This is a genomic window from Mycobacterium sp. NGS24, assembly GCF_059813065.1.
This window is the reverse complement of record NZ_JCALDW010000005.1, coordinates 213,073-226,372: the sequence shown is the minus strand read 5'-3', so window position 1 is coordinate 226,372 and position 13,300 is coordinate 213,073. Positions and strand designations below refer to the sequence as shown.

The 13,300-nt window shown below is 67.4% G+C and carries 11 protein-coding genes; 7 read left to right on the top strand and 4 right to left on the bottom strand.

The window, feature by feature from the left end:
* Positions 1-5: 5 nt before the first annotated feature.
* The 7 genes from AC5Y6Y_RS10075 (at position 6) to AC5Y6Y_RS10045 (ending at position 9,831) form a co-directional block, all read left to right on the top strand.
* The gene (locus tag AC5Y6Y_RS10075) at positions 6-1,535 is read left to right on the top strand and encodes a sensor histidine kinase (protein WP_463827485.1); all 1,530 of its coding nucleotides are present in this window, start codon (positions 6-8) and stop codon (positions 1,533-1,535) included.
* A gap of 218 nt (positions 1,536-1,753) precedes the next feature.
* Positions 1,754-1,843 carry a potassium-transporting ATPase subunit F gene (locus AC5Y6Y_RS10070; protein WP_463827484.1) on the top strand — a complete coding sequence of 30 codons (90 nt, stop codon included), beginning with the start codon at positions 1,754-1,756 and terminating at the stop codon, positions 1,841-1,843.
* Positions 1,843-3,504 (top strand): potassium-transporting ATPase subunit KdpA, encoded by a 1,662-nt coding sequence (kdpA, locus tag AC5Y6Y_RS10065; protein WP_499929845.1) that lies wholly within the window; start codon positions 1,843-1,845, stop codon positions 3,502-3,504. The genes AC5Y6Y_RS10070 and kdpA overlap by 1 nt, the downstream gene beginning before the upstream one ends.
* A 7-nt stretch (positions 3,505-3,511) precedes the next feature.
* Positions 3,512-5,665: a potassium-transporting ATPase subunit KdpB gene (kdpB, locus tag AC5Y6Y_RS10060; protein ID WP_499929907.1), complete on the top strand. Its 2,154-nt coding sequence runs from the start codon at positions 3,512-3,514 to the stop codon at positions 5,663-5,665.
* A gap of 1 nt (position 5,666) precedes the next feature.
* Positions 5,667-6,590 (top strand): potassium-transporting ATPase subunit C, encoded by a 924-nt coding sequence (locus AC5Y6Y_RS10055; RefSeq protein ID WP_499929843.1) that lies wholly within the window; start codon positions 5,667-5,669, stop codon positions 6,588-6,590.
* Positions 6,591-6,598: 8 nt separating this feature from the next.
* The gene (locus tag AC5Y6Y_RS10050) at positions 6,599-9,154 is read left to right on the top strand and encodes a DUF4118 domain-containing protein (RefSeq protein ID WP_499929841.1); all 2,556 of its coding nucleotides are present in this window, start codon (positions 6,599-6,601) and stop codon (positions 9,152-9,154) included.
* Positions 9,151-9,831, top strand: a complete 681-nt coding sequence (locus tag AC5Y6Y_RS10045) for a response regulator (protein ID WP_499929839.1) — start codon at positions 9,151-9,153, stop codon at positions 9,829-9,831. The genes AC5Y6Y_RS10050 and AC5Y6Y_RS10045 overlap by 4 nt, the downstream gene beginning before the upstream one ends.
* On the opposite strand, the gene AC5Y6Y_RS10040 is transcribed toward AC5Y6Y_RS10045, so the two are convergent.
* Genes AC5Y6Y_RS10040 through eno form a run of 4 tightly spaced genes read right to left on the bottom strand, consistent with a single transcriptional unit; the run spans position 9,794 to position 13,240 of the window.
* Positions 9,794-10,783, bottom strand: a complete 990-nt coding sequence (locus tag AC5Y6Y_RS10040) for a Ppx/GppA phosphatase family protein (RefSeq protein WP_499929837.1) — start codon at positions 10,781-10,783, stop codon at positions 9,794-9,796. The two genes, AC5Y6Y_RS10045 and AC5Y6Y_RS10040, sit on opposite strands and share 38 nt — an antisense overlap.
* Positions 10,774-11,262, bottom strand: a complete 489-nt coding sequence (locus AC5Y6Y_RS10035) for a DUF501 domain-containing protein (protein ID WP_499929835.1) — start codon at positions 11,260-11,262, stop codon at positions 10,774-10,776. Before AC5Y6Y_RS10035 ends, AC5Y6Y_RS10040 begins: the two co-directional genes overlap by 10 nt.
* On the bottom strand, positions 11,255-11,944 hold the full coding sequence (locus tag AC5Y6Y_RS10030) for an FtsB family cell division protein (RefSeq protein WP_499924642.1): 690 nt from the start codon (positions 11,942-11,944) through the stop codon (positions 11,255-11,257). Before AC5Y6Y_RS10030 ends, AC5Y6Y_RS10035 begins: the two co-directional genes overlap by 8 nt.
* Positions 11,945-11,950: 6 nt before the next feature.
* Positions 11,951-13,240 (bottom strand): phosphopyruvate hydratase, encoded by a 1,290-nt coding sequence (gene eno, locus AC5Y6Y_RS10025; protein ID WP_463827476.1) that lies wholly within the window; start codon positions 13,238-13,240, stop codon positions 11,951-11,953.
* Positions 13,241-13,300 lie beyond the last annotated feature (60 nt).

Here is a 13,300-nt window from a genome sequence, read left to right as displayed (position 1 = left end):
TCGGCATGACGGGGGATCGCTACACCCCGCGGTGGTTCCCGCGCTCGCTTCGCCGTCAGTTGCTGCTGGGTGTGCTGAGCGTGGTGTCGGTGGTGCTGGTGGCTGTCGGCGTCGTCTCGGTGTGGACGCTGCGCGGCTACGTCACCGCCATGAACGACGCCGAAGTCGCCGAATCGATGCACGCGCTCAGCCACGCCTACGCGCGGTACCGCAACGGGGAACACACCTCGGTTCACAACGGGATACCGCCGGTGTCGCAGGCGTTGCTGGAGTTCACCGGCCAGACCCCCGGAAACCTCATCGCCGTGATTCGCGACGGGAAGGTCATCGCGTCGGCCGTCTTCTCCGAGGACGAGCCACGACCGGCGCCACCGGATGTCATCCGCGCCATCGAAGCGCAGTCGTGGACCGACGGCTCGTCGCGCGTCGAGAATCTGGGCACCCTCGGCCCGCATCAGGTGGACAGCCGCATCGCCGGATCTGACCGCCTGGTGGTCGGTGTCTCGCTGAGCATCGCCGAGGCGATCATCTCCCGCAAGCAACTCACCACCGCCGCCCTGGTTGCCACCGCACTGCTGGTCACCGCCGCCTTGACGGCGTGGGTGGTGGGCTATGCGCTGCGGCCGTTGAGCCGCGTCGCCGCAACCGCCGCGGAGGTGGCGGCGATGCCGCTTGCGCACGACGACCACCAGATCAGGGTGCGGGTCCGTCCGGAGGACACCGACCCGGACAACGAAGTCGGAATCGTCGGGCACACCCTGAACAAGTTGCTCGACAACGTCGACAGCGCGCTGGCCCACCGCGTCGAATCCGACTTGCGCATGCGCCAATTCATCACCGATGCCAGCCACGAGCTGCGCACACCGCTGGCGGCCATCCAGGGCTACGCCGAGCTGACCCGCCAGGACAGTTCCGATCTGCCGCCCACCACCGAGTACGCGCTGGCACGCATCGAGTCCGAGGCGCGGCGAATGGCGTCCCTGGTCGACGAACTGCTGCTGCTGTCACGGCTGGGTGAGGGCCAGGACCTGCAAACCGAAGAGCTGGACTTCGCCGATCTGGTGATCAACGCGGTGAACGACGCGGCCGTGGCCGCCCCCACGCACCGCTGGGTCACCAAGCTGCCCGACGTGCCGGTGTGGGTGAACGGGGACCACGCCCGGCTGCACCAGCTGTTGAGCAATCTGCTCACCAACGCCTGGGTGCACACTCCCCCGGACGTCACGGTGACCACCGCCATCACCTGCCACGCCGCCGGCAACCCCGACCCTGACGGCGCGGGCGGGCCCTACGTCGAGCTGACGGTCGCCGACGACGGACCCGACATCGACCCGGAGGTCCTTCCCTATCTGTTCGAGCGGTTCGTCCGGGCCGATAAGGCACGTTCCAACGGTTCCGGTCACGGACTGGGACTGGCCATCGTCAGCTCGATCGTCAAGGCGCACGAGGGCACGGTGGCCGCCGAATCCGCCAATGGTCTGACCGTGTTCCGGGTGCGGCTGCCTCTGATCGATCCGCCGGTCGACGCCACCTAACGCGCCGCCGCTGCCTGCGCCGTAAAGGTCGCGGCCCACTCCGTAAAGAAACCGTCAAGGCCGCGGCCCCCGGGCCGCCGTCGCGCCTAACGTTCGATCCGGCCCTCACCCCGAGGGTCCACGTGCGCGAAAGTTGAGACGGAGATGTCGGTGGTGGCCTATCTCGCGCTGACCGTGGCGATCTTCGCCACGCTCGGGGCATTGCTGAAGTTGGACAGATGAGTTTCGCCAACACCGTGGGCCTGGTGCTGGCCGTCTTGGTCGCGGCGCTGCTGATGGCAGCCCTGCTCTATCCGGAGAAATTCTGATGGGCCCCGGTGCGCTGTTCCTGGCGTTGCTGGTGGTCGCGATAGCGGCCGTGCACGTCCCGCTGGGCGACTATATGTACCGCGTCTACAGCTCCGAAAAGCATTCTCGGGCAGAGCTTCTCGTCTACCGCATGGTCGGCGCCGATCCCGCGGCCGAGCAGACGTGGAAGACCTACGCCCGCAGCCTGCTCGCATTCTCGGCGGTCAGCGTCGTCTTTCTGTACCTGTTGCAACTCAGTCAGAGCCGACTGCCGCTGCACCTGTCCGACCCGGCCACCCACCTGAGTCCGGCGCTGGCCTGGAACACCGCGGTCAGTTTCGTCACCAACACCAACTGGCAGGCCTATTCGGGCGAATCGACGCAGGGGCACCTGGTGCAGACGGCCGGGTTGGCGGTGCAGAACTTTCTGTCCGCCGCGGTCGGCATGGCCGTCGCCGTCGCGCTGGTCCGCGGATTCGCTCGCCACCGCACCGAGGAGCTCGGCAACTTCTGGGTGGACCTGACCCGGGGTACGGTGCGTATCCTGCTGCCGATCTCGATCCTCGGCGCGATCGTCCTGGTCGCCGGCGGCGCCGTGCAGAATTTCCACCTGCATGACCAGGTGGCCAGCACACTGGCCGGCGCGCCGCAGATCATTCCCGGCGGTCCGGTCGCCAGCCAGGAGGCGATCAAAGAGCTCGGCACCAACGGCGGCGGGTTCTTCAACGCCAACTCCGCGCACCCGTTCGAGAACCCGACGGCGTGGACCAACTGGGTGGAGATCTTCCTGTTGGTCGTCATCGCCTTCTCGCTGCCCCGCACCTTCGGCCGGATGGTGGGCAACAAGAAACAGGGCTACGCGGTCGCCGCGGTCGTCGGCGCGTTGGCCACGCTCAGCGTCACCCTGATGATGGTGTTCCAGCTGCAGCACCACGGCACCGTCCCGACGGCCGTCGGTGCCGCCAGCGAGGGCGTCGAACAGCGTTTCGGAGTCATCGATTCGGCGATCTTCGCCGACGCCACCACCCTGACGTCCACCGGTGCGGTCGACTCGACGCACGACTCGTACACCAGCCTGGGCGGTCTGATGACGATGTTCAACATGCAACTGGGCGAGGTCGCGCCTGGCGGTACCGGCTCGGGGTTGTACGGCATCCTGATCCTGGCCGTGCTGACGGTTTTCGTCGCCGGGTTGATGGTTGGCCGCACCCCGGAATACCTCGGCAAAAAGATCACCCCCCGCGAAATGAAGCTGGCGGCAAGCTACTTCCTGGTGACGCCACTCATCGTGCTGGTCGGAACCGCCGTCGCGATGGCGCTGCCCGGCCAACGGGCCGGCATGGCCAACTCCGGGCCGCACGGGCTGTCCGAGGTGCTCTACGCGTTCACCTCCGCAGCCAACAACAACGGCTCGGCGTTCGCCGGTCTGAGCGCCAACACCGTCTGGTACAACACCGCGCTGGGACTGGCGATGGTGTTCGGCCGGTTCCTCCCCATCATCCTGGTCCTCGCCCTGGCCGGTTCGCTTGCCCGCCAAGGTTTTACCCCGGAGTCCCGCGGCACCCTGCCCACCCACCGACCACAGTTCGTCGGGCTGGTGGTCGGTGTGACGCTCATCCTGGTCGCGCTGACCTTCCTGCCCGCGCTGGCGCTCGGGCCGCTCGCCGAAGGGATCCACTGACGTGACGATCACCACCGAACTACCGACGAACCAGCACAGCGGCCACGCCGCGGCCGCAAAGCTGCCGGGCGGCCTGCTCGACCCCACCATGCTGGTCACGTCGCTGCCCGACGCACTACGCAAGCTCGATCCCCGCACGCTGTGGCGCAACCCGGTGATGTTCATCGTCGAGATCGGTGCCGTGTGGTCCACGGTGTTGGCGTTCGGCGAAGAGACCTGGTTCAGCTGGATCACCGTCGGCTGGCTCTGGCTCACCGTCGTCTTCGCGAACCTGGCCGAAGCGGTGGCCGAGGGACGCGGCAAGGCGCAGGCCGATTCGCTGCGAAAGTCCAAGGCCGACACCATCGCCCATCGCCTCACCAGTTGGACCCCGGGCAGTCCCGGCCCGGCCGAGGAGGTGGCCGCACCGCTGCTGCAGCAGGGCGACATCGTGGTGGTCACCGCCGGTCAGGTCATACCCGGCGACGGTGACGTCGTGGAAGGTATTGCTTCCGTTGATGAATCGGCGATCACCGGGGAATCCGCGCCGGTGATCCGGGAATCCGGTGGTGACCGGTCCGCGGTGACCGGCGGGACGACGGTGCTGTCCGACCGCATCGTCGTCAGGATCACCCAGAAGCCCGGCGAAAGCTTCGTGGACCGGATGATCGCCCTCGTCGAGGGCGCGAACCGGCAGAAGACGCCCAACGAGGTCGCGCTCAACATTCTGCTGGCCGCGCTGACCATCATCTTCGTCTTCGCAGTCGCCACCCTGCAGCCGTTGGCGATCTATGCCAAGGCCGACAACCCGGGGGTGGCGAACACCTCGGCGCTGAGCGGTGACGGCATCAGCGGCATCGTGCTGGTGGCACTGTTGGTGTGCCTGATTCCCACCACCATCGGGGCGCTGCTGTCCGCGATCGGCATCGCGGGCATGGACCGGCTGGTGCAGCGCAACGTGCTGGCTATGTCCGGCCGTGCGGTGGAAGCGGCCGGCGACGTCAACACCCTGCTGTTGGACAAGACCGGCACCATCACCCTGGGCAATCGCGAAGCCGCACAATTCATTCCGGTTACCGGTATCACGCACGAGGAACTGGCCGACGCCGCCCAGTTGTCCAGCCTGGCCGACGAGACCCCCGAGGGCCGTTCGATCGTCGTCTACGCCAAGTCGGCCTACGGGTTGCGGGCGCGGACGCCGGGCGAGCTCGACAACGCTTCGTGGGTCGAGTTCAGTGCGACAACCCGGATGTCGGGCGTCGACCTGGACGGACGGCAGTTGCGCAAAGGTGCGGCCAGCTCTGTGGCCGAGTGGGTCCGTAGCCATGGCGGCACCGTGCCCGCCGAACTCGGCAACATCGTCGACGGCATCTCCGCGGCGGGCGGCACCCCGCTGGTGGTGGGCCGGGTGCGCCAGGGCGGCCGCCCCGACGACGAGGCCCGGGTGCTGGGCGTCATCCACCTCAAAGATGTTGTCAAGCAGGGCATGCGGGGCCGGTTCGACGCGATGCGGCAGATGGGCATCCGCACGGTGATGATCACCGGAGATAATCCGTTGACCGCCAAGGCGATCGCGGAGGAAGCCGGAGTCGACGACTTCCTCGCCGAAGCCACCCCCGAAGACAAACTGATGCTGATCAAGCGCGAGCAGCAGGGCGGGCGACTGGTGGCGATGACCGGCGACGGCACCAACGACGCCCCCGCGCTGGCCCAGGCCGATGTCGGGGTGGCGATGAACACCGGCACCTCGGCGGCCAAAGAAGCCGGGAACATGGTGGACCTGGACTCCGACCCCACCAAACTGATCGAGATCGTCGAGATCGGCAAACAACTGCTGATCACCCGGGGCGCGCTGACCACCTTCTCCATCGCCAACGACATCGCCAAATACTTCGCGATCATCCCGGCCCTGTTCGTCACCTTGTTCCCCGGCCTGGACCTGCTCAACGTGATGCGATTACACAGCCCGCAATCGGCGATACTGTCCGCGGTCATCTTCAACGCCGTCGTCATCGTCGCGTTGATTCCGTTGGCGCTGCGCGGCGTTCGGTACACGCCCAGCCAGGCCGCAAAGCTGTTGAGCCGCAACCTTTACCGCTACGGACTCGGCGGCATCCTCGCCCCGTTCGTCGGGATCAAGCTCATCGACCTGATCGTTCAACTGCTGCCGGGGATCGCCTGAGATGAACTTCGCCAACACGATTCGTCAACATTGGGCCGCACTGCGCGCGTTGCTCGTCTTCACCGTGCTGCTCGGCATCGGTTACCCGCTGCTGATCTGGTTGGTGGCGCTGCTGCCCGGGTTGCACGACCGAGCAGAAGGGTCCCTGCTGCGGGTCGGCGGTACAACGCTCGGCAGCAAGCTGATCGGGCAATCGTTCACCGACTCAACCGGCAACCCGCTCCCGCAGTACTTCCAGTCCCGCCCGTCGGCCGCAGGCGCCGGATACGACCCGATGTCCACCGGCGGCAGCAACCTGGGACCCGAGAACGTCATCGACACCATGGCCGATCCGGCCAAGATGGCCGCCGGAAAGAGTGCGGCCGACGCCGGCTTCAAGGCCAGCCTGCTCACCCTGGTCTGCTCGCGCAGCGTTGCCGTGGGGCGACTCGAGGGCGTGGACGGGTCGCGTCCGTTCTGCACGGCGGCGGGCGTCGGTTCGGTGCTGGCGGTGCTGGGTCCCCGCAACGAGCGCGGCCAGGTGGTGCACCCGACGCGGGTGGTCAGCCTCAACGAGCCCTGTGCGTCCACCAAGCTGCCCTTCGTGGACAGCTACCAGGGCGTGCGAGTCGAATGCGCCGTCTTCGGCGAGGACTACGCCAGCGGCATGATCGTGCCGGTCCGCGGCGCCGCGCCCGGCCGGCCCCAGGTGCCCGCGGATGCCGTCACCGCCAGCGGCAGCGGCCTGGACCCGGACATCTCCCCCGACTACGCCGAGATCCAGGTGAACAGGGTCGCCAAGGCCAGACATGCCACACCCGATCAGATCCGCCAGGTGGTGCAGCAGTATCGCAGCGATCGCACGCTGGGCTTCATCGGTGAGCCCGCAGTCAACGTCGTCCAACTCAATCTCGCGTTGGACCGCAGGTACCCGGCCACGGGTTAGCGCCGAAGGTGGATGATGTTGATGTGACCGACCCCGGCTTCACAGTGCACCGTCCCAAGCCCGGCGAGCTGCGCATCTATCTCGGTGCGGCGCCGGGCGTCGGCAAGACTTTCTCGATGTTGAGCGAGGCGCACCGTCGACTCGAACGCGGCACCGATGTGGTGGCGGCGGTGGTGGAAACCCACGGGCGGGCGAAAACCGCTGAGCTGCTTGGCGACATCGAGGTCATCCCACCGCAATACATCGACTACCGTGGCGGCCGCTTTCCCGAACTCGACGTGCCGGCGGTGCTGGCGCGACACCCGCAGGTAGTCCTGGTCGACGAGCTCGCCCACACCAACACCCCGGGCAGCCGGAACGAGAAACGCTGGCAGGACGTCGAAGAACTGCTCGACGCCGGGATCACCGTAATCTCCACCGTCAACATCCAGCACCTGGAAAGCCTCAACGATGTGGTCGCCCAGATCACCGGGATCGAGCAGAAAGAGACGATTCCGGATTCGATCGTGCGACAGGCCGCCCAGGTCGAGCTCATTGACATCAGTCCGGAGGCGTTGCGGCGCAGGCTTTCCCACGGCAACGTCTACGCGTCCGAGAAGATCGACGCGGCGCTGTCCAATTATTTCAGGCGTGGAAATCTCACCGCACTGCGGGAATTGGCGCTGTTGTGGCTGGCCGATCAGGTCGACACCGCGCTGGCCAAGTACCGCGCGGAGAACAAGATCACCGACACGTGGGAGGCCCGCGAGCGAGTGGTGGTCGCTGTCACCGGCGGCCCGGAGTCAGAGACGCTGGTTCGACGGGCGTCGCGGATCGCCTCGAAATCCAGTGCCGAACTGATGGTGGTGCACGTGCTGCGCGGCGACGGGCTCGCCGGGCTGTCCGAGTCCCGGATGAGCAAAATCCGGGAACTGGCAAACAGTTTGGACGCCTCGCTGCACACCGTCGTCGGCGACAACGTGCCCGATGCGTTGCTCGACTTCGCCCGCGAGATCAACGCCACCCAGCTGGTGATCGGCACCTCCCGCAGGTCTCGGTGGGCACGCCTGTTCGACGAGGGCATCGGCGCGGCGATCGTGCAACGTTCCGGCAAGATCGACGTTCACATCGTCACCCACGACCAAGCCAAGCGGGGCACCCGGACACCGTCGTCGCCCCGTGAACGACGGCTGATCTCCTGGTTGGCGGCGGTGATCATCCCGTCGGCGATATGCACTATCGCGGTCACCCTGCTGGATCCCTACCTGGACACCGGTGGCCAGAGCGCGTTGTTCTTCATCGGCGTGCTCTTGGTGGGTCTGCTGGGAGGCGTTGCGCCGGCGGTGCTTTCGGCGGTGCTGTCCGGACTGCTGCTGAACTACTTCCTGATTGCTCCGCGGCACAGCTTCACCATCGCCGCACCCAACAGCGCGGTGACCGAATTGGTGCTGCTGCTGATCGCGGTCGCGGTGTCGGTGCTGGTCGACAGTGCCGCCAAGAGAACCCGGGAGGCCCGCCGCGCCGCCCGAGAGGCCGAGCTGCTGACCCTGTTCGCCGGATCGGTGTTGCGCGGTGCCGATCTGGCCACGCTGTTGGAGCGGGTGCGCGAGACGTACTCGCAGCGCAGCGTCAGCATGCTGCGCGAACAATCGGGTCACCGTAAGGTCATTGCCTCCGTCGGCAAAGACGCTTGCGCCACAGTCGATTCCGCGGATACTGCGATCGAGGTCGGGGACGACGAGTTCTGGATGCTGCTGGCCGGGCGCAAACTTGCGGCGCGGGACCGCCGGGTGCTCGGCGCGGTGGCCAAGCAGGCTGCCGGGCTGGTCCGCCAGCGCGAACTCGCCGAAGAGGCCGGCCGTACCGAAGCCATTGTGCGGGCTGACGAATTGCGCCGGTCACTGCTTTCGGCGGTCAGCCACGACCTGCGCACGCCGCTGGCCGCGGCCAAGGTGGCGGCGTCCAGTCTGCGCGCCGCCGACATCGCGTTCTCCCCCGAGGACACCGCCGAATTGCTGGCCACCATCGAAGAATCCATCGATCAGCTGACCGCGTTGGTGGGCAACCTACTCGACTCCTCGCGGCTTGCCGCCGGCGTGGTACGTCCCGAACGGCACTTGGTGTACGTCGAGGAAGTGGTGCAGCGCGCCCTGGTCAGCATCGGCAAGGGCGCCACCGGCTTCTACCGGTCAGCCATCGACCGCGTCAAGGTCGACGTCGGCGACGCCGTGGCAATGGCCGACGCCGGGCTGCTGGAGCGGGTGCTGGCCAACTTGATCGACAATGCGCTGCGCTATGCGCCCGACTGTGTGGTCCGGGTCAACGCGGGCCGCGTCGGCGCCCGGGTGTTGATCAACGTCGTCGACGAGGGCCCGGGCATCCCGCACGGCACCGAAGAGCACGTCTTCGAATCCTTCCAGCGCCTTGGGGATCAGGACAACACCACCGGCGTGGGCCTGGGCATGTCGGTGGCGCGCGGCTTCGTCGAGGCGATGGGCGGCGCGATTTCCGCCGGTGATACGCCCGGTGGCGGGCTGACCGTGCTGGTGGATCTGCCTGCCCCGTGCGAAGGCGGTGAACGATGACCCGCGTGCTGGTGATCGACGACGAGCCGCACATCCTGCGGGCGTTGCGCATCAACCTTTCGGTACGCGGATACGAGGTGATCACCGCGTCCACCGGGGCCGGCGCGCTGCGCGCCGCCGCCGAACATCCCCCCGACGTGGTGATTCTGGACCTCGGGCTGCCCGACATGTCGGGCATCGACGTGCTCGCGGGTCTCCGCGGCTGGCTCAGCGCACCGGTGATCGTGCTGTCCGCCCGCACCGACTCCGCCGACAAGGTCGAAGCACTGGATGCCGGTGCCGACGACTATGTCACCAAACCCTTTGGCATGGACGAGTTTCTGGCCCGGTTACGGGCGGCGGTACGCCGCAACACCGCGGCCTCGGAGCTGGACCAGCCGGTCATCGAAACCGAGGCGTTCACCGTGGATTTGGCCGCCAAGAAGGTCACCCGCAACGGCACCGAGGTGCATCTGACCCCCACCGAGTGGGGCATGCTCGAGGTGCTGGTGCGCAATCGGGGCAAGCTGGTGGGCCGCGAAGACTTGCTCAAAGAGGTGTGGGGACCGGCGTACGCGACCGAAACCCATTATCTGCGAGTGTATCTGGCGCAGTTACGGCGCAAACTCGAAGACGATCCGGCCAACCCTAGGCATTTGCTCACCGAGTCGGGTATGGGCTACCGATTCGAAGTGTAGGCGCGGCGATCGACAGCACAATGCCGTCCAGGATGTCGTGTTCGCTGACCGTCAACTCGGCGATACCGGCCCGGTCGTGCAGTTCGCGGGCCAACTCCCGCACCACGATCGCACCGCCGCCGATCACATCGACGCGGCCCTCGTGCATAGGTCCCAACGCGGCGCGCTCAGCGCGGGTCATGGCGATCAACCGATCACAGACGTCCAGCAATGGGGCCAGCGCCACCCGCGAAAGATGAATGGCCGCAGCGTCATAGGCGGTCATCTCGTGGGCCAGGGCCGACAAGGTGGTCATCGTCCCGGCCAGTCCCACCCAGGTCCGTGCCCCCTCGACGGGCACTGCGCGCAGTGCGACCTCGAGTCGTTCGCGAACCACCTGTGCGGCCGCCTCGACTTCCGCCGCGGTCGGCGGGTCGGAATGCAAGCAGCGCTCGGTCAGCCGGACACAACCGATGTCGGCCGAGTAGCTGGCGATTACCTCGTCAGCCGCCTTGCCGAGCACGATCTCGGTCGAGCCGCCGCCGAGGTCGACAACAAGGAAAGGCGCGTTAGCGCTGTCCAATTCGCCGACCGCACCGCGGAACGACAACTCGGCCTCCTCGGCACCGGTGATGACTTCGGCGACCGCACCGGGGATCACCGTGCCCAGCACCTCGGCCGTCATCGCGAAGAATTCGTCGCGATTGCTGGCATCGCGGGTGGCGGAAGTGGCGACCATCCGCACCCGCTGCACGCCGTGCTGCGCCAGCAATTCGGCGTAGTCGGTCAGCGCGGCCCGGGTGCGGGCGATCGCGTCCGGAGCGAACGCGCCGGTCGCATCCACCCCCTGGCCCAGCCGCACGATCCGCATTTCCCGGTGGACGTCCGTCAGCCGGCCGTCGGCGACATCGGCGATCAGCAGACGAATCGAGTTGGTACCGCAGTCGATTCCGGCTAGACGGCTCATACCCATTGTCTCCCAACCAGATTCGCGGTCGCAGGCTCAGCAGCCAACAGTGCCAGCGCTTCGTCCCCTAAGGGGTTGATCCCGGGCCCCTTGGCCAACGAGTGTGCGATCAGCACATGTAGGCACTTGACCCGGTCCGGCATGCCACCGCCGGAAAACGTGGTTCCCAGTGGCTCGATCGCGTCGCGCTCAGCCAGATACGACTCGTGCGCCCGGCGGTACGCGGCCGCTAGGTCCGCGTCCCGGCCCAACCGTTCCGTCATCTCACGCATCAGGCCGGTGGTCTCCAGTCTGCTCGCAGCCGCCGTCAGCGCCGGATGCGTCAGGTAGTACAACGTCGGAAAAGGCGTTCCGTCAGGAAGTTTCGGAGCGGTCTTCACCACGCCCGGGGTGCCGTCGGGACACCGGAAGGCGATGCTGAGCACCCCACGCGGCTCGCGCCCGAGCTGTCGCGCCACCGCCTCCAGGTCCGCCCGATCAACCACCGGAATCCGGTGGATTCGGCGGCACCGGCCCCGGTTCGGGTGCCGGGGCAACAGTGGGCGGCAGGTGCGGCGCATCGGCGATGGTGTGCCACAGCGAGGTGTACCAGGGTTCGTTCTTGGCCTGGGGGTTGCCCTCACCGCCCGGCTGTGGCGCGGTCGCGGCCGTCGGCGGCAGCTGCACCTGGAACGGAATGTCGCCGGGTTTGACGAATCCCAGCCGTTCGCGCGCCTGCGCCGCGATGTAAGCCGGGTCGCCCAGCTGGCCCTTGCGTTGCTCCAGGTCGGCGATCTGGCGGCGCAGCGCGGCTTCGGTCGCGGTCAGCTGCGCCATTTCGGTGCGCTGCGCGAAATAGGTGCGCACCGGGCCGGCAATGGTCAACGTCAGCACGCAGACCACCGCGGCCAGAATGGCGGCTCGGCGCGCGGTGAAGCCGAGTCGCTGGTCGGAGCGCTGGTCGACGGATTCGCTGAACTTGCGCTTGATGGGCTCGACGACGTGGTCCTGCAGCGAATGCGCAGAGCTGCGGCTCTCGTCGGGCGCGGTCTGCGCGGGCTTGGACTGCGGCCTGGAGCCCGGTTTGGCGACAGGTTTGGAGCTGGCGCGCCGGCCCCGAGCCGAGTCGCCGGCCTTCCCCGGCCGCGATGCCGGGGAACGACGCTTCGGATCAGACTTGGCGGCCAAGCGGCTTTACTTCGGGTCCAGCGCGAATCGTGGGAATGCCAGGTCGCCGGCGTAGCGGGCCGCGTCGCCCAGCGCCTCCTCGATGCGCAGCAGCTGGTTGTACTTCGCGACGCGCTCGCTGCGGGCCGGCGCACCGGTCTTGATCTGCCCGCTGCCGACCGCCACCGCGAGATCGGCGATGGTGGTGTCCTCGGTCTCACCGCTGCGGTGGCTCATCATGGTGCGGTATCCGCTGTGGTGGGCCAGCGCCACCGCGTCCAGCGTCTCGGTCAGCGTTCCGATCTGATTCACCTTGACCAGCAACGCATTTGCCACGCCGCGTTCGATACCTTCTTCGAGGCGTTCGGGATTGGTGACGAACAGGTCGTCACCGACGATCTGCACCCGGTCGCCGATGCTGGCCGTCAACGCGGCCCAGCCGTCCCAATCGTCTTCGGACAGCGGGTCTTCCAGGGACACCAACGGGTAGTTGCCGAGCAGCTCGGCGTAGAACCCGGCCATCTCCTCGGCGGTGCGGGTGGAACCTTCGAAGCTGTAACCGGTGCCGTCGGTGTAGAACTCGGTGGCAGCGACGTCGAGCGCCAGGGCGATGTCGGCACCGGACTTGAAGCCCGCCGACTCGATGGCCCGGACGATCAGGTCCAGCGCGGCGCTGGTGCCGGCCACGTCCGGGGCGAAGCCGCCCTCGTCGCCCAGGCCGGTGGAGAGCCCGTCTTTCTTCAACTCCGCCTTCAACGCGTGGTAAACCTCCGCGCCCCAGCGCAGCGCCTCGTGAAAGCTGGGGGCACCGATCGGGGCCACCATGAACTCCTGCACGTCGACGCCGGTGTCGGCGTGCGCGCCGCCGTTGAGGATGTTCAGCATCGGCACCGGCAGGATGTGCGCGTTCGGGCCGCCGATGTACCGGAACAGGGGCAGCGCGGCACTGTCCGCGGCCGCCTTGGCCACCGCCAGCGACACCCCCAGGATGGCGTTGGCGCCCAGCCGGGACTTGTCCGGCGTGCCGTCCAGGTCGACCAGCGCCTGGTCGACCAGACGTTGATCGTCGGCGTTGAGCCCGATCACCGCCGGACCGATCTCGTCCAGCACGGCTTGGACGGCCTTCTTCACGCCCTTACCGCTGTACCGGTCACCACCGTCACGCAGTTCGACGGCCTCGTGCTCCCCGGTCGAGGCGCCCGACGGCACCGCAGCGCGGGCAAATGTTCCGTCGATCAGCGCAACCTCGACCTCGACGGTCGGGTTGCCGCGAGAGTCGAGGATCTCGCGGGCTCCGACCTGCTCGATAATGGGCACTGGGCTCTCCTTCGCCTGCTGACTTTCTGACACACCCCCGGCAACGTTTAGCGTAAAGCC

What these genes read in the sequence shown, in the direction of transcription:
- AC5Y6Y_RS10075 (WP_463827485.1), top strand. Translation starts at nt 6, where the DNA reads ATGACGGGGGATCGCTACACCCCGCGGTGGTTCCCGCGCTCGCTTCGC.
- AC5Y6Y_RS10070 (WP_463827484.1), top strand. Translation starts at nt 1,754, where the DNA reads ATGAGTTTCGCCAACACCGTGGGCCTGGTGCTGGCCGTCTTGGTCGCG.
- kdpA (WP_499929845.1), top strand. Translation starts at nt 1,843, where the DNA reads ATGGGCCCCGGTGCGCTGTTCCTGGCGTTGCTGGTGGTCGCGATAGCG.
- AC5Y6Y_RS10055 (WP_499929843.1), top strand. Translation starts at nt 5,667, where the DNA reads ATGAACTTCGCCAACACGATTCGTCAACATTGGGCCGCACTGCGCGCG.
- AC5Y6Y_RS10045 (WP_499929839.1), top strand. Translation starts at nt 9,151, where the DNA reads ATGACCCGCGTGCTGGTGATCGACGACGAGCCGCACATCCTGCGGGCG.
- AC5Y6Y_RS10040 (WP_499929837.1), bottom strand. Translation starts at nt 10,783, where the DNA reads ATGGGTATGAGCCGTCTAGCCGGAATCGACTGCGGTACCAACTCGATT.